Source organism: Haloferax sp. Atlit-6N (assembly GCF_003383195.1).
Taxonomy (GTDB): domain Archaea; phylum Halobacteriota; class Halobacteria; order Halobacteriales; family Haloferacaceae; genus Haloferax; species Haloferax gibbonsii.
In genome coordinates this window covers 1716605-1731489 of record NZ_QEQJ01000001.1, presented here as the reverse complement: position 1 = coordinate 1731489, position 14885 = coordinate 1716605, and the positions used below count along the sequence as shown (strand labels likewise).

General features: G+C 67.8%; 13 protein-coding genes. 8 read left to right on the top strand and 5 right to left on the bottom strand.

Annotated elements, in window-relative coordinates; all coding sequences use genetic code 11:
• Positions 1 to 116: 116 nt before the first annotated feature.
• Entirely contained in the window at positions 117 to 848 is a 732-nt protein-coding gene (locus DEQ92_RS09005) for an Sjogren's syndrome/scleroderma autoantigen 1 family protein (RefSeq protein WP_050459847.1), read from the bottom strand.
• Between the two features lie 102 nt (positions 849 to 950).
• On the opposite strand from DEQ92_RS09005, the gene DEQ92_RS09000 reads away from it, so the two are divergent.
• A complete protein-coding gene (locus DEQ92_RS09000; protein ID WP_004974198.1) occupies positions 951 to 1601 on the top strand; it encodes an HAD family phosphatase in 651 nt (216 codons plus the stop codon).
• A 49-nt stretch (positions 1602 to 1650) separates the two neighbouring features.
• Here the strand turns inward: DEQ92_RS09000 and DEQ92_RS08995 are convergent, their stop codons facing one another.
• Positions 1651 to 3990 (bottom strand): DEAD/DEAH box helicase, encoded by a 2340-nt coding sequence (locus tag DEQ92_RS08995; protein WP_004974197.1) that lies wholly within the window; start codon positions 3988 to 3990, stop codon positions 1651 to 1653.
• 630 nt (positions 3991 to 4620) lie between these two features.
• On the opposite strand from DEQ92_RS08995, the gene lipA reads away from it, so the two are divergent.
• The 5 genes from lipA to lpdA all read left to right on the top strand — a co-directional run bounded on the left by lipA (position 4621) and on the right by lpdA (position 10935).
• Positions 4621 to 5556 (top strand): lipoyl synthase, encoded by a 936-nt coding sequence (gene lipA / locus DEQ92_RS08990; protein ID WP_049905034.1) that lies wholly within the window; start codon positions 4621 to 4623, stop codon positions 5554 to 5556.
• Positions 5557 to 5852: 296 nt separating this feature from the next.
• A complete protein-coding gene (pdhA, locus tag DEQ92_RS08985) occupies positions 5853 to 6959 on the top strand; it encodes a pyruvate dehydrogenase (acetyl-transferring) E1 component subunit alpha (RefSeq protein ID WP_004974193.1) in 1107 nt (368 codons plus the stop codon).
• Positions 6956 to 7939 (top strand): alpha-ketoacid dehydrogenase subunit beta, encoded by a 984-nt coding sequence (locus DEQ92_RS08980; RefSeq protein WP_004974191.1) that lies wholly within the window; start codon positions 6956 to 6958, stop codon positions 7937 to 7939. Before pdhA ends, DEQ92_RS08980 begins: the two co-directional genes overlap by 4 nt.
• 3 nt (positions 7940 to 7942) lie before the next feature.
• The gene (locus DEQ92_RS08975; protein WP_115820661.1) at positions 7943 to 9508 is read left to right on the top strand and encodes a 2-oxo acid dehydrogenase subunit E2; all 1566 of its coding nucleotides are present in this window, start codon (positions 7943 to 7945) and stop codon (positions 9506 to 9508) included.
• Positions 9508 to 10935, top strand: coding sequence for a dihydrolipoyl dehydrogenase (gene lpdA, locus DEQ92_RS08970; RefSeq protein ID WP_008090874.1), 1428 nt, complete (start codon positions 9508 to 9510; stop codon positions 10933 to 10935). The genes DEQ92_RS08975 and lpdA overlap by 1 nt, the downstream gene beginning before the upstream one ends.
• Before the next feature lie 27 nt (positions 10936 to 10962).
• On the opposite strand, the gene DEQ92_RS08965 is transcribed toward lpdA, so the two are convergent.
• Together DEQ92_RS08965 and serB are read right to left on the bottom strand one after the other, a co-directional pair.
• Positions 10963 to 11154 carry a hypothetical protein gene (locus tag DEQ92_RS08965; protein ID WP_004974182.1) on the bottom strand — a complete coding sequence of 64 codons (192 nt, stop codon included), beginning with the start codon at positions 11152 to 11154 and terminating at the stop codon, positions 10963 to 10965.
• Positions 11155 to 11205: 51 nt separating this feature from the next.
• The gene (gene serB, locus DEQ92_RS08960) at positions 11206 to 11853 is read right to left on the bottom strand and encodes a phosphoserine phosphatase SerB (RefSeq protein WP_004968687.1); all 648 of its coding nucleotides are present in this window, start codon (positions 11851 to 11853) and stop codon (positions 11206 to 11208) included.
• Positions 11854 to 11997: 144 nt separating this feature from the next.
• Between serB and DEQ92_RS08955 the strand changes: the two genes are divergently transcribed.
• Complete coding sequence (locus DEQ92_RS08955; RefSeq protein ID WP_004974180.1) at positions 11998 to 12435, top strand: hypothetical protein; 438 nt, start codon at positions 11998 to 12000, stop codon at positions 12433 to 12435.
• A 30-nt stretch (positions 12436 to 12465) separates the two neighbouring features.
• On the opposite strand, the gene DEQ92_RS08950 is transcribed toward DEQ92_RS08955, so the two are convergent.
• Positions 12466 to 13131 (bottom strand): hypothetical protein, encoded by a 666-nt coding sequence (locus tag DEQ92_RS08950; RefSeq protein WP_115820660.1) that lies wholly within the window; start codon positions 13129 to 13131, stop codon positions 12466 to 12468.
• A 139-nt stretch (positions 13132 to 13270) separates the two neighbouring features.
• Here DEQ92_RS08950 and serA point away from each other — a divergent pair, with 139 nt between their 5' ends.
• Positions 13271 to 14848, top strand: a complete 1578-nt coding sequence (serA, locus tag DEQ92_RS08945; RefSeq protein WP_004974170.1) for a phosphoglycerate dehydrogenase — start codon at positions 13271 to 13273, stop codon at positions 14846 to 14848.
• Positions 14849 to 14885 lie beyond the last annotated feature (37 nt).

Genomic DNA, 14885 nt, shown 5'->3' with positions numbered 1-14885 from the left:
AGCGTCGACTCGTCGCGGCCGCGGTTCCGGACGCGCACCGCTCGGCCGGCCGTGTCGCCAGCGGCGGGGCCACGGTCGTCGCCCCCCGTCTTGCTGCCCTGCGCGTGGGCGTCGGCTCATGCGACCTCGCAGGTGGAGTCGAGACACCGCCGGCCGCGACTCGTCTCGAATATCGGGAGGCCGCACTCGCAGTCGTCGCCGACGACGCCCGCGGGGAGGGAAAACGCCGTTTCGCACTCGGGGTAGGCGTCACAGCCGGCGAGCAGCCGGCCGCCCCGTCGGATGATGCGGAGCGGCGACCCGCAGTCCGGACAGGACCACTCGCCGTCGAAGCGGTCTCTCACATGGTCGTCAAGCGGGTCGCACCGGCGGTCGATACACACCTCGAACGGCGCGCCGCGCTCGACGCGCATCAGCGGCAGGCCGCAGTCGTCACACGTCTCGTCGAGGACGGTCGCGCCCGCCGGCAGGCGATACTCGGTCCCCGAGTCGAGGGCGACGACGGACCCGTTAGTCCTGACGAGCGGGTCGCCGGTGTCGGGGTGTGAACCGACCGGGACGCCCGCGTCGCTCGCGGGGTACTCGGCGCGGCCGGTCACGTCGTTCGACTCGACCGTGAGGGTCTGGTCGCCGGCGCGGGCCACGAGGCCGAACGACCCCGGCCCCGACTCGACGGTCAGCGAGTCGGCGCGGGTCAGCCACGCGACGGGTTGGTAGCCCCCGGCGTCGTGGACGAGGACGGTGCGGTCGGGTTTGGCCACGACGACGACCCGGCCGCGCTGGGTGCGGTCGCGGGAGCCCTCGAAGCTGACGGTGCAGTCGCCGGCGAAGACGCGTATCGAATCCATGCGGCGGAATGGCCGCCAATTGCGATTTGAACCTTCGTACGGGGGTTCATCAGCCATGCCGCGGCACGAAGCTCTTTGGTCGGTCGCGGCCGAGGGCGAACCATGGACGCGAACGTCGTGCTGTTCGACATGGACGGAGTGTTGGTCGATTCCGAACAGTACTGGCACGCCTTCGAGGACGAGTGGGTGTTCGCCGACGCCATCGAGTCCGGCGACCCCGACCACGAGGAGATAACGGGGATGAACTTCCGCGAGATATACGACTACCTCGACGCGGAGTACGGGACGACCGTCACGAAAGACGAGTTCGTCGCGGCGTACCACGAGAACTCAGAGGGCGTCTACGGCGAGCACGTCGTCCTGATGGACGGCGCGGAGGAACTGTTTTCGGACCTCCGCGCGGCGGGCAAGAAGGTCGCCATCGTCTCGTCGGCCCCGCAGGCCTGGATTTCGACCGTCCGCGAGCGGTTCGACCTCGACCCGCTCGACCTCGTGCTCTCGGCCGACGACATCGACAGACCGGGGAAGCCCGAACCGCACATCTACGAGCACGCCGCCGCCGAGTTCGGCGTCGCCCCCGAGGAGTGCGTCGTCATCGAGGACTCGATAAACGGCATCGAGGCCGCCGTGCGGTCCGGCGCGTACACCATCGCCTACCGCGGCGAACAGAACGCCGACCTCGACCTCTCGCGGGCGGACGAAATCGTGAACGGACCGGCGGAGTTGCGGGCGGCGTTGCTCGGCGAGGAGTAGGCAAAATCGACCAAAACCGACCGAAGGGCGGCTGACCCCGCGTTTTCTTCTATTCGACTCGGACCGTCCGCGACTCCCGAATCGGGAGCAGCGGCAGGTCGGGGAACGTGACCTCCACGACGAACTCCAGTTCGTCGTCCGTCGCGCCGAAGACGCCGACGGGGACCGTCACCTCGTCCGAGAGGTAGCACGTCTTCGCCGACATCTCCACGTCGTTGACGGTGACGCGGATCCCGACCGAGCCGCCGCCGCCGTCGTTCCGCACGCGGATGTCGTGCATGTCGCTCTCGCCGCGAGCGACCGACTCGGGGAAGTCACCCCAGTCGATGTCGGGCGCGGGGAGGTCTCTCGCGCTCTTGATGACGCGCTCGGCGACGCCCTGCGAGAGGCCCGCGCGGGTGAGTTCCTTCACGCCGGCGTCGACCACGTCGGCCGGGGTGGAGAGCCCGCCGGTGGCGAGCTTTCGCGCGCGACCGGGACCGATGCCGTCGACGGCCGTGAGCGCCGCGGCGTCGCTGCTGACGCCGTTGTCGACGCGGGCCTCGACGCGCTTTGCGAGGTTGGCGGCGCGGGCGTCCGCGAAGGTGTCGAGGAACTCGCGGAGCGCGGAGAGGAGTCGGAGCGCGTTCTGCTTGATGACCCACGCGTCGCTCCGGAGCTCGCTCGGCGTCGAGTTCGCCATGCTGGCGTGGAGGATGGCGAGCACCTTCTTCGGGCCGTCTTCGAGCGTGGTCGAGACGCCCGTCAACACCGAGTCGACGGCGTCGACCTCGGACTGACGCGCCGACACCTGCCGGAAGTCGGCCGCGCCCGCGACGGTTTCGAGGATGTCGTCGGCGGTGATGCGGTCGCGCTCGGCGAGGTCGGCGAAACGGGAGGCGGTCCCGAGGCGGAGGTAGTACTTCGAGGTGAGTCGCCCGAGCGGTGTCGCGTCGATAGAGAGGTCGTCGTCCATCTCGACGAAGCCGCGGGAGACGAGGCGGTCGAGCACGTCGCGGACGCGCTCGCGGAGGTCCTCGAAGTCGTAGGCCGCCGGGTTCGACTGCGCCCGGCGGTAGTAGAACGTCGTCTCCAGCCACGACAGCACGTCGTCGAGGTCGCGGATGGTGCCCATGGCGATTTCGGCGTTGAGGTGCGAGTCGAGGTCCTCGGCGAGGCGCGACTCGATTTCCTTGCCCTCGCGGAGCAGGCGGCGGTACTTGTTCTGGTCCGAGCGGTCGCAGACGACCCACCCGTAGCCCACGTCGTCGTAGCCGGGGCGGCCCGCGCGGCCGAGCATCTGGAGGATGTCGAGCGGCGAGATGTCCACCTCGCCTTCGAGTGGGTCGTGGTGTTTCGTGTCGCGGATGACGACGCAGCGGGCGGGGAGGTTCACGCCCCACGCGAGCGTGGAGGTCGAAAACAGGAGCTGAATCTTCCCCTCCTTGAACCATTCTTCGACCGCCTCGCGGTCGTCGCGGGAGAGGCCGGCGTGGTGGAAGCCGACGCCGTCTAAGACGCCCTTGGCGAGCGAGTCGTTGCTCAGTTCCTTCGCCTCGTTGTGGAAGTCGTAGTCGCCGCGCGCGCCGATCGGCACGTCGCGCTTGGCGAGTTCGTCGCGGGCCTTGGCGGCCGCGCGGACGGCGTCCTGCCGCGAGGAGACGAAGACGAGCGACTGGCCGCCGTCGCGGATGTGGGGCTCCGCGAGGTCGAACGCCCGGTACAGGCGGCGGTACTTGTCGGCGAAGGAGTTCTCGCCGTGGGTGTAGGTTTTGACGCCCGCGTGGAGGTCGACGGGGCGGTAGTCGTCGCCGAACTCGAAGGTCGTCTCGTCCGGCGCGTCGAGCCACGCCGCCACGTCGTCGATGTTGGGCATGGTCGCGGACAGCGCGACGATGCGGGGGTCGCAGATGCGTCGCATCCGCGAGACGGTGACTTCGAGGACGCCGCCGCGAGTCTCGGAGTCCAGCAGGTGGACCTCGTCGATGACGACGCAGTCCACGTCCTCGATGAAGGAGTAGCGCGCCGAGTCGTGTTTCCGGGTCGCGGAGTCGGTCTTCTCGGGCGTCATCACGAGGATGTCGGCGCGGGCGGCCCGCCGCGGGTTCAGGTCGCGCTCGCCGGTGACGACGTACACCGAGTAGCCGAGGTCCTCGAAGCGCTCCCACTCGGTCTCCTTCTCGGTGGTGAGCGCGCGGAGCGGCGCGATGAAAAGCGCCGTCCCCTCGTCGCGGAGGGTCCGACAGATGGCGAGTTCGGCGAGCGCCGTCTTCCCGCTGGCGGTGGGCGCGGAGGCGACGACGTTGTGGTCGGTGTCGAGGATGGCGGGCAGCGCCTCGCGCTGCATCCGGTTGAACTCCTCGAACCCGAAGGCGTCTGCGAACTCGGGGACCGCCTCGGCGACTTTCACTGGGCGCACCTCCGGGTGCGCGCTGGCGTCGGGGACGAGACGAAGACGAGCGTCATACACGAAGCCGAGTCGTCCGTGGGGAAAGGCGTTTCTCCATCCGGCGCGGCGGCTCGCGGGCGTCGAACGAGCGGAAAACGGAGGGACTGAGGTTGGTGGCGCGTTCCGGCGGAACGCGGTGTGGTGTGGTAGAGTGGGGGGCGGAGTCGAGGACCGAAGTGCCGAGCGCTTACGCGGCGCCGGCGAGCGCGGCGATGAACGACCAGTTCGTCCCCGCGGTGGCCTCGTGCTTCTTCGATTCGGCCTTCGTCATGTTGCGGCGGTGTTTCCAGTTCATACTCGATAGAAGTCTTTACTCGAATATAAGTTTTTCATTTAGATGATACATCTAGCACGGTCGTACATGCTGTTTGATGGAAAGTTGTGATGTATTCGGCCTGAACGTTTCGTTTCTCGCGATAGTAGTGTTCGTTTGAACGATTCTGAACAAGGCGTGGTAGCACGGGACGTGTATGCGATGGCTAACGTCGCGGGGACGCGGTTTCGGTTGACTCGGCGGGAGATTCCATCGGCGACCCGACAGACGGCGGACCAATCCTCACGTTTTTGCCCGTCGCCTCGCAAGAACTGCCTATGCGCACGCGGCGGAAGCCAGACTGGTTGAAGATGCGACCGCCATCGGGCCGGCGTTTCACCGATATCAAATCGACGCTCCGGGACCGGAACCTCAACACCGTCTGCGAGGAGGCGAACTGCCCGAACCTCGGAGAGTGTTGGAGCGGCCGCGACGGCCCCGGGACGGCCACGTTCATGCTCATGGGCGACCGGTGCTCGCGCGGGTGTAACTTCTGCGACGTGACGACCGGCGGGATGGAGCCGCTCGACCCCGAGGAGCCGGCGAACGTCGCCGACGCGGTGGCCGAAATCGGCCTCGACTACGTCGTGTTGACCTCCGTGGACCGCGACGACCTGCCGGACCAGGGCGCGGCCCACTTCGCCGAGACCATCCGCGAAATCAAGCGCCGCGACCCCGAGGTGCTCGTCGAGGTGCTGATTCCCGACTTCCAGGGCGAACCCGAGCACGTCCGGAAGATAATCGACGCCGGGCCCGACGTCATCGCCCACAACATCGAGACCGTCGAGCGCCTCCAGTGGCCGATTCGGGACCGCCGCGCCGGCTACGAGCAGTCGCTTTCGGTGCTCCAGCAGGTGACGGACGAGTCCGACATCCACACGAAGACCTCGGTCATGCTCGGCCTCGGCGAGCACGCCCACGAGGTCTACCAGACGCTCTCCGACCTCCGCGAGGCCGACGTGGACATCGTCACCTTCGGTCAGTACCTCCAACCCTCTCGGAGCCACCTCGACGTGTTCGAGTACGTCCACCCCGACGCCTTCGAGACGTGGCGGCGCGTCGCGGAAGACGAACTGGGCTTCCTCTACTGCGCGTCCGGCCCGATGGTCCGGTCGTCGTACAAGGCCGGCGAACTGTTCGTGGACGCGCTCCTCCGCGAGGGGTCGAGCGTCGAGGAGGCGCGGCAGGCCGCGCGCGCGGCCGCCGGACAGTAAGTTCCGCCGCCATCCCACCCCGCTCCGCGCGACTCGACCGACCGGGTCCGACCCCGTTCCCGCCCCGAAACGGTCCTGCAATGCTGTCGATATTTCCGATTATTTCTCGGTGATGTGTGGGTTCACACTAATGAACGTCAGGAAGAATCGTTTAGAAGCGAAAATGTCCAATTTTACCTCGCGTGAGTTTACATAGCACGACGCGAGCCGCAATATTCCGAGCCAAAGTAAATTATATACGAAAACAATATAACGCCGGCGGGTGTCGATTTTGCCATGAACAGGAGGGTTCTCCCGTGAGCGTGCTTCAGCGCGACCCGCAGGACCAGGTACGAGTGCTCGACGAGGACGGGACCGTCGTCGGCGAGGTTCCCGACATCGACGACGAGACGCTCGTCGAGATGTACCGGTACATGCGTCTCGCCCGACACTTCGACACGCGGGCGGTGAGTCTCCAGCGGCAGGGGCGGATGGGGACGTATCCGCCGCTGTCGGGACAGGAAGGCGCACAGATCGGCAGCGCAATCGCGCTCGACGAACAGGATTGGATGGTCCCGAGCTATCGCGAACACGGCGCGTCGCTGCTCCGGGGCCTCCCGCTGAAACAGACGCTTCTGTACTGGATGGGCCACGAGAAGGGCAACGAGATGCCCGAGGGCGTGAACATCTTTCCGCCCGCGGTCCCCATCGCCTCGCAGATTCCCCACGCGACCGGCGCGGCGTGGGCGAAGAAGCTCCGCGGCGAGGACGACACGGCCGTCATCTGTTACTTCGGCGACGGCGCGACCTCCGAGGGCGACTTCCACGAGGGGCTGAACTTCGCGGGCGTCTTCGACACCCCGAACGTCTTCTTCTGTAACAACAACCAGTGGGCCATCTCGGTGCCGCGGGAGCGACAGACCGCCTCCGAGACGCTGGCGCAGAAGGCGACCGCCTACGGCATCGACGGCGTGCAGGTCGACGGGATGGACCCGCTCGCGGTCTACTCGGTGACGAAGGCGGCGCTCGACAAGGCGAAGAACCCCGCCGAGGGCGAGGGCCGGCCGACGCTCATCGAGGCGGTCCAGTACCGCTTCGGCGCGCACACGACCGCCGACGACCCGACCGTCTACCGCGACGACGAGGAAGTCGAGAAGTGGAAGGCGAAAGACCCCATCCCGCGGCTGGAGTCGTTCCTCCGCGAGACGGGCCGCATCGACGACGAGGGCGTCGAGGCCATCGAGGCGGACGTGAAACAGCGGGTCGCCGACGCCATCGAGGCGGCCGAGTCCGACCCGCGTCCGGACCCGAGCGAGATGTTCAACCACGCATACGCCGAGCGAACCCCGGAGATTCAAGCGCAGTACGAGGAGTTCGAGGCGCTCCGCGAGAAGTTCGGCGACGAAGGATTCCTCAGAGAATGAGCAGTCAGAACCTCACCATCGTGCAGGCGGTACGGGACGGTCTCTACACCGAGATGAACCTCGACGACGAGGTGCTCGTCATGGGCGAAGACGTCGGCAAGAACGGCGGCGTCTTCCGGGCCACGGAGGGCCTCTGGGACGAGTTCGGCGACGACCGCGTCATCGACACGCCGCTTGCCGAATCGGGCATCGTCGGCACGGCCGTCGGCATGGCCGCGATGGGGCTGAAACCGGTCCCCGAGATTCAGTTCTCCGGTTTCATGTACCCCGGCTTCGACCAAATCGTGAGCCACATGTCGCGGTTCCGCAACCGCACCCGCGGCCGATACACCCTCCCCATGGTGCTCCGCGCGCCCTACGGCGGCGGCATCCGCGCCCCCGAGTCGCACTCGGAGTCCAAGGAGATGTTCTACGCGCACGAGGCCGGCCTGAAGGTCGTCATCCCCTCGACGCCGTACGACACGAAGGGACTGCTCATCTCCGCCATCCGCGACCCCGACCCGGTCATCTTCATGGAACCGAAGCTCATCTACCGGGCGTTCCGCGGCGAGGTCCCCGAAGAGGAGTACACGGTCCCCATCGGCGAGGCCGCCGTCCGCCGCGAGGGCACGGACGTGTCCGTGTTCACTTTCGGCGCGATGACGCGCCCGACGCTCGAAGCCGTCGAGAACCTCGAAGCGGAGGGCATCGACGCCGAGGTCGTGGACATCCGCACCATCTCGCCGCTCGACCGCGAGACCATCGTGGAGTCGTTCAAGAAGACCGGCCGCGCGGTGGTCGTCCACGAGGCCCCGAAGAACGGCGGTCTCGGGGCCGAAATCACGGCGACGATTCAGGAGGAGGCGCTGCTCTACCAGGAAGCGCCGGTCAAGCGCGTCGCGGGCTACGACGTGCCGTACCCGCTGTACGCGTTGGAGGACTACTACCTCCCCTCGGTCGCCCGCGTCGAAGAAGGTATTCGTGAGGCGGTGAACTTCTGAACGATGGCGCTCAAGGAATTCAAACTCCCCGACGTCGGCGAAGGCGTCGCGGAAGGCGAACTCGTAACGTGGCACGTCGCGCCGGGCGACGAGGTGACAGAAGACCAGGTGCTCGCGGAGGTCGAGACGGACAAGGCGCTCGTCGACGTGCCCTCGCCGTTCAACGGGACGGTTGAGGAACTCCTCGCCGAGGAGGGCGAGGTCGTCCCCGTCGGCAACGTCATCATCACCATCCGGGTGGGTGGCGACGACGAGGAGGCCGCCGAGACAGCCGACGCGGACGCCGAGGAGACGGCCGAGAGCGACGACGCGCAGGCGTCGGACGACACCGGCGACGCCGCCGACGACGCCGGTTCCGGCGGACGCGTGTTCGCCCCGCCGAGCGTCCGACGACTCGCCCGCGAACTCGGCGTCAGTCTCGACTCCGTCGACGGCAGCGGCCCGAGCGGCCGCGTGACCGAAGGCGACGTTCGCGCCGCCGCGGAAGACGACGGCGACGACGACGAGCCCAGCGGCCCGCGGACCGTCCAGAGCAACGGGAAGTCCGCGACCGCGAAGCGCGACGAGGGGGCGTCGGGCGCGTCCGCGTCGGCCGAGAGCGCCGACCGAGAACAGACGCTCGCCGCGCCCGCGACCCGCGCGCTGGCCAAGGAGGAAGGCGTCGATATCAACACCGTCCCCGCGACCGAGATGCGTGACGGCGAGGCGTTCGTCTCGCCCGAGGCTGTCCAAGAGTACGCGCAGGCCCAGCGCGAGGCGCAGGCCGCGGACGCCGAAGCGGTGTCCGCCGAGGCCGACGCCGGAACCGCGACCGCCGAGGCGACGAGCGAGTCGGAAGCGGCCGAACGCGCCGAAGCCGAAACCGGCCCCGGTGCCGGCGAGCGCGTCCCCTACAAGGGCGTCCGCAAGGCCATCGGCGACCAGATGCAGCGCTCGAAGTACACCGCGCCGCACGTCACCCACCACGACGAGGTGGACGTGACGGAGCTCGTCGAACTGCGCGAACGGCTCAAGCCGGTCGCCGAGGAGCGCGGCTCGCGGCTGACCTACATGCCGTTCGTGATGAAGGCCGTCATCGCGGCGCTGAAGGACTTCCCGTACCTCAACTCGCAGCTCGACGAGGAGAACGAGGAAATCGTCCTGCGCGACGAGTACAACATCGGCGTCGCGGCCGCGACCGACGCCGGCCTGCTCGTCCCCGTCGTCCACGACGCGGACCGCAAGGGCATGCTCGAACTCGCCGACGAGATGAACGAGAAGGTCGAGAAGGCCCGCAACCGCAAGATTTCGCCCGGCGAGATGCGCGGCGGCACCTTCACCATCACCAACATCGGCGGCATCGGCGGCGAGTACGCAACGCCCATCATCAACTACCCCGAGGTGGCGATTCTCGCGCTCGGAGCCATCAAAGACAAGCCGCGGGTCGTCGACGGTGAGGTCGTGCCGCGAAAAGTCCTCACCCTCTCGCTGTCGTTCGACCACCGCATCGTCGACGGCGCGCAGGGCGCTCGCTTCACGAACCGCGTGAAAGAACTGCTCGAAGACCCCAAGCTGTTGGTGTTAGAATAATGGTCGTCGGAGACATCGCGACCGGAACCGACCTGCTCGTCATCGGCGCGGGACCGGGCGGCTACGTCGCCGCCATCCGCGCCGCACAGAAGGGAATCGACACGACGCTCGTCGAGAAGGACGCCTACGGAGGCACCTGCCTCAACTACGGCTGTATCCCCTCGAAGGCGCTCATCACGGGCGCGAACCTCGCTCACGAGGCGGGCCACGCGGAGGAGATGGGCATCCACGCCGACCCCGTCGTCGACATGTCGCAACTGCGCGACTGGAAGAGCGGCGTCGTGGACCAGCTCACCGGCGGCGTCGAGAAGCTCTGTAAGGCGAACGGCGTCAACCTCGTCGAGGGAACCGCCCGCTTCAAAGACGAGAACGCCGTCCGCATCGCCCACGGCGGCGAGGGACAGGGCTCGGAGACCATCGAGTTCGAGCACTGCATCATCGCCACCGGCTCGCGCGTCATCCAGATTCCCGGTTTCGACTTCGGCGACGAGCCGGTGTGGTCGTCGCGCGACGCCCTCGAGGCCGACACCGTCCCGGAGCGACTGGTCGTCGTCGGCGGCGGCTACATCGGGATGGAGCTGTCCACGACGTTCGCCAAGCTCGGCGCGGACGTGACCGTCGTCGAGATGCTCGACGACATCCTGCCGGGCTACGAGTCCGACGTGGCCCGCGTCGTCCGCAAGCGCGCCGAGGACCTCGGCATCGACATGCACTTCGGCGAGGGAGCAAGCGGCTGGCGCGAGGAGGACGACGGCATCATGGTGACCACCGAGACCGAAGACGGCGAGGAAAACGAGTACCGCGCCGACAAGGTGCTCGTCGCCGTCGGGCGCTCGCCCGTCACCGACACGATGGACATCGAGAGCGCCGGTCTCGAAGCCGACGACCGCGGCTTCCTCTCGGTCGACGACCGCCGCCGAACCGACGTGGAGCACATCTACGCCGTCGGCGACGTGGTCGAGGACACGCCGATGCTCGCGCACGTCGCCTCGAAGGAGGGCATCGTCGCCGCCGAGCACATCGCCGGCGAGCCGGTCGCCTTCGACAGTCAGGCCGTCCCCGCGGCGGTGTTCACCGACCCCGAAATCGGCACGGTCGGCATGACCGAAGCCGACGCCGAGGAGGCCGGCTTTTCACCCGTCGTCGGCCAGATGCCGTTCCGGGCGTCCGGCCGCGCGCTGACGACGAACCACGCCGACGGCTTCGTCCGCATCGTCGCCGACGAGGAGTCCGGCTTCGTCCTCGGGGCGCAAATCGTCGGCCCCGAGGCCTCGGAGCTAATCGCCGAACTGGCGTTCGCCATCGAGATGGGCGCGACGCTCGAAGACGTGGCGTCGACCATCCACACCCACCCGACGCTCGCGGAAGCGGTCATGGAGGCCGCCGAGAACGCGCTCGGGCAGGCGATTCACACGCTGAATCGGTAAGCGCCGCAGAACCGGACCGGTCTTTTTTCACCCGTCGTCGAACCACCACAGCGCCAGCATCGTCCCCACGACTGCCACGGCCGCGGGAATCGACTCGTCGACGCCGAGTGTGCGGACGTCGAAGAGGACGACGCCCTCGAAAAGGGCGGCGAGCGCGAGGGCCACGAAGACGAAGCCCGCCACCCAGATTTCGGGCGTGTTGACGTCGCTGATTGGCATGCGCGGTGCTACGGGCCGAGATATGATAAGTGTTAGCAGGCCACAAATAGACTACTCGTCGGCGTCGAGAATCCCGTGGCTCTCGAAGAGCTTTCCGAGTCGGTCCATGGAGGCGACGACGGCGTCGCAGGCCGGGCGGACCGCGTCCTTGGGGACGAAGCCGACCGAGAGGCCGGCGACTTCGAGCATCGGGAGGTCGTTCGCGCCGTCGCCGACCGCGACCGTTCGGTCCATCGGGACGTCGTGTTCGGCCGCGTGGTTCTCCAGCGCCGTGTCCTTCGTGCCCTCGATGAGCGACCCCTCGACGTCGCCGGTGAGTCGGCCGCCCTTCACGGGCAGGCGGTTCGAGACGATGTCGTCGACCTCGACGCCCTCCTTTTCCAGCGCGCGCTCGACGCCGCGTTCGAACCCGCCGGTGAAGATGGCGACGTGGTGGCCGTAGTCGCGGAGGCGCCGGATGAGGTCGGCCGCGCCGGGGCGGAGTTCGACCTCGCCGTAGGCCTCCTCGGCGAGTTCCTCTTCGAGGCCTTCGAGGAGGCGGGCGCGCGACCGGAGGCTCTCCGCGTAGCTCATCTCGTCGTTCATGGCTCGCTCGGTGATGTCGGCCATCTCGTCGGCCGTGCCGTTCTTCTTGCCGAGGAGAACCGTCATCTCGGAGTCCGAGAGCGTGCCGTCGAAGTCGAAGGCGATGATGCGCATATCTGCCCGTCGTCGCCGCGGGGTTTCAAAGCTTCCGCGTCGGCAGTTATCGGGCGAGGGAGACAGCGACCGAGTCGGCCGCCGGAGGAAAGCAGCGTCGCGCCGCGCACAGCTATTTACCGGTCGTCTCCATGACAAGCACGTATGGACGACCTCCACGACGCCGAACACGAGAGGCTCAGCGACGTCGAAGCCGACCTCGCCGACGACTTCGGCGAGGAAGGCGACACCCCGCTCCGACGGTTCGTCCGGGGCCTGCGCGACCTCGACGAGGCCGACGTGCGCGCGGTCGGGCAGTACGACGGCGAGTCGTTCGAGTTGCTCTACCTCCGGGACGACATCGAAGCGGCGCTCGAACCGGACGCGCGCACCGAGCGCGTGAAGACGCTCGTGCTGAAGGCGCTCGGCGAACCCGTCAACGAACCCGAACTCGACGGCTACGGCGATTTGAACGCCGTCATCAGGTGGTTCGACGAGGTCGTCGTCGCCATCTACCCGCACGACGAGTGGTCGGGGGCCATCGCGACGTTCGACCGGGCGAACTCGCCGCTGGTCGACCTCGCGTCGAAGCACCTGTCGTGAGAACGTTCGCGGGGCGACCGCGGCGACCGCTCAAACTCGGAGCGGCGTCCACGACCGCGGGCCGTCGTCGAGGCCGCGGACCCGGAACACCGGGTCGCCGTCGGTGTCGCGCGTCTCGACGAACCCGTCGAACGGCTGCTTGAGGAGCGCGAGTTCGCGCTCGTCGACGAAGCCGGTGTCGAGCGTGAAGACGCCCGAAAAGCCGGCCGCTGAGATGCGACCCGTGATGACGTGAAGGAACTGGAACAGCCGCTTGAGGTCGACGTACATCACGAGCGTCGAGAGGACGTGCAGGCCGACGCGGGCCGCCCGACTCGCCTCGTAGTGCTGTCGGAGCGACTCCGTCAGGTGGATGCCGATGCCGGTCAGGTCGCCAGGGCTGGAGACGTACCGGAGGTTCTCCGCGTCGGCGCGGTCGCCGAGGAGGTCGGCGACGCTCGTCGTGTCGATGACCTCGAACTGCTCCGGGGGCGAGCCGCTGATGTGCGACAGTTCCTGTGCGATGCTCGGGGCGGGCTTCTTGGTCGTCACGACGACCGTCCCCACGTCGTCGCGCTCGCCGGGCGCGAGCATCGAGAGCATGAGCCGTCGCTTCCGCGTCATCGTCGGGCCGGCGATGAGCACGGACCCGGTGTCCGGAAGCGACACCTCGGGCGGTTGCGTCGCCGGCGAAGCGTTCTCGGGACGGAAGACCATCTACAGAATCTATCGGACTCGCCAAGATAATACTAGTGGGCGAGAACGTCGGGCGACCCGAACCGTGCGAGACAGTCTCAATGTCACGATATCGGCCGTTGTGACAACCCTTAACCCGCACGGGTCTGACCCTACGCGCATGAAGGTACTCGTCACGGACCCGATCGCCGACGCGGGTCTGGACCGGTTACGCGAGGCCGGTTACGAGGTAGAGACCGCGTACGATGTCGAAGGTGACGCGCTGCTCGAAGCCGTCTCCGACGCGAACGGGCTCATCGTCCGCTCCGGAACGCAGGTGACCGCCGAGGTGTTCGAGGCGGCACCCGACCTCGTCATCGTCGGACGCGCCGGCATCGGCGTCGACAACATCGACATCGACGCCGCGACCCAACACGGCGTCATCGTCGCCAACGCGCCCGAGGGGAACGTCCGCGCCGCCGCCGAACACACGGTGGCGATGGGCTTCGCCGCCGCGCGCTCGATTCCGCAGGCCCACGCCCGTCTGAAAGACGGCGAGTGGGCCAAGTCCGACTACCTCGGCAACGAGGTCAACGGCAAGACCCTCGGCGTCGTCGGCCTCGGCCGCGTCGGCCAAGAGGTCGCAAAGAAGTTCTCGTCGCTCGGGATGGACATCGTCGCCTACGACCCCTACATCGGCGAGGAGCGCGCCGACCAGCTCGGTGCCGAACTCGTCGAGTTCGACGCCTGTCTCTCCCGCGCCGACTTCCTCACCGTCCACACGCCGCTGACCCCCGAGACGGAGGGGCTCATCTCCACCGACGAACTCGAAACGATGGGCAGCGGCTACCTCGTCAACTGCGCCCGCGGCGGCGTCGTCGACGAGGCCGCCCTCGCCGAGGCCGTCGACGCCGGCGTCATCGACGGGGCCGCGGTCGACGTGTTCGCCGACGAGCCGGTCTCGCCCGACAACCCGCTTCTCTCCGTCGACGACGTGGTCGTCACGCCGCACCTCGGCGCGTCCACCTCGGCCGCACAGGAGAACGTCGCCGTCTCGACGGCCGACCAAATCGTCGCCGCGTTCCGCGACGAGCCCGTCATCAACGCGCTCAACGCGCCCTCGGTCGACGAGAGCGCCTTCCCGCGCATCCAGCCGTACATCGGCCTCGCCGAGACCGCCGGCAAAATCGCCGCCCAACTGCTCGACGGCCGCCTCAACGAAGTCGAGGTCACCTACACCGGTGACATCGCCGCAGAGGACGTCGAACTCGTCACGGCGTCCGCGCTGAAGGGCGTCTTCGCGCCGCTCGAATGGCAGGTCAACGCCGTCAACGCCCCGCAGGTCGCGAAGGAACGCGGTATCGAGGTCGTCGAGTCGAAGTCCCGCCAGTCGGACGACTTCCAGAGCCTCGTGACCGTCACCGTCCGCAACGGCGACGAGGAGATGACCGTCTCCGGGACGCTGTTCACCGGCGAGGACCCGCGCATCGTCCGCATCAACGGCTACCGTCTCGACGCCATCCCGCACGGCCAGATGCTCGTCGCCCGCAACTACGACAAGCCGGGCGTCATCGGCTTCATCGGAACCGTCCTCGGCGAGAACGACGTGAACATCGCCGGGATGTTCAACGCCCGCCGCGCGAAGGCCGGCGGCGAGGCGCTGACCGTCTACAACCTCGACGACGACGTGCCGGACAGCGTCCGCGAGAAGCTCCTCGCCGACGACCGCATCATCGACGTGGACCTCATCACGCTCTGAAGCGGACGAACCGCACCTCTTTCTGAAAGAAAAGCCG

What these genes read in the sequence shown, in the direction of transcription:
- lpdA (WP_008090874.1), top strand. Translation starts at nt 9,508, where the DNA reads ATGGTCGTCGGAGACATCGCGACCGGAACCGACCTGCTCGTCATCGGC.
- DEQ92_RS09005 (WP_050459847.1), bottom strand. Translation starts at nt 848, where the DNA reads ATGGATTCGATACGCGTCTTCGCCGGCGACTGCACCGTCAGCTTCGAG.
- DEQ92_RS08965 (WP_004974182.1), bottom strand. Translation starts at nt 11,154, where the DNA reads ATGCCAATCAGCGACGTCAACACGCCCGAAATCTGGGTGGCGGGCTTC.
- lipA (WP_049905034.1), top strand. Translation starts at nt 4,621, where the DNA reads ATGCGCACGCGGCGGAAGCCAGACTGGTTGAAGATGCGACCGCCATCG.
- DEQ92_RS08955 (WP_004974180.1), top strand. Translation starts at nt 11,998, where the DNA reads ATGGACGACCTCCACGACGCCGAACACGAGAGGCTCAGCGACGTCGAA.
- DEQ92_RS09000 (WP_004974198.1), top strand. Translation starts at nt 951, where the DNA reads ATGGACGCGAACGTCGTGCTGTTCGACATGGACGGAGTGTTGGTCGAT.
- DEQ92_RS08975 (WP_115820661.1), top strand. Translation starts at nt 7,943, where the DNA reads ATGGCGCTCAAGGAATTCAAACTCCCCGACGTCGGCGAAGGCGTCGCG.
- serB (WP_004968687.1), bottom strand. Translation starts at nt 11,853, where the DNA reads ATGCGCATCATCGCCTTCGACTTCGACGGCACGCTCTCGGACTCCGAG.
- DEQ92_RS08980 (WP_004974191.1), top strand. Translation starts at nt 6,956, where the DNA reads ATGAGCAGTCAGAACCTCACCATCGTGCAGGCGGTACGGGACGGTCTC.
- serA (WP_004974170.1), top strand. Translation starts at nt 13,271, where the DNA reads ATGAAGGTACTCGTCACGGACCCGATCGCCGACGCGGGTCTGGACCGG.
- DEQ92_RS08950 (WP_115820660.1), bottom strand. Translation starts at nt 13,131, where the DNA reads ATGGTCTTCCGTCCCGAGAACGCTTCGCCGGCGACGCAACCGCCCGAG.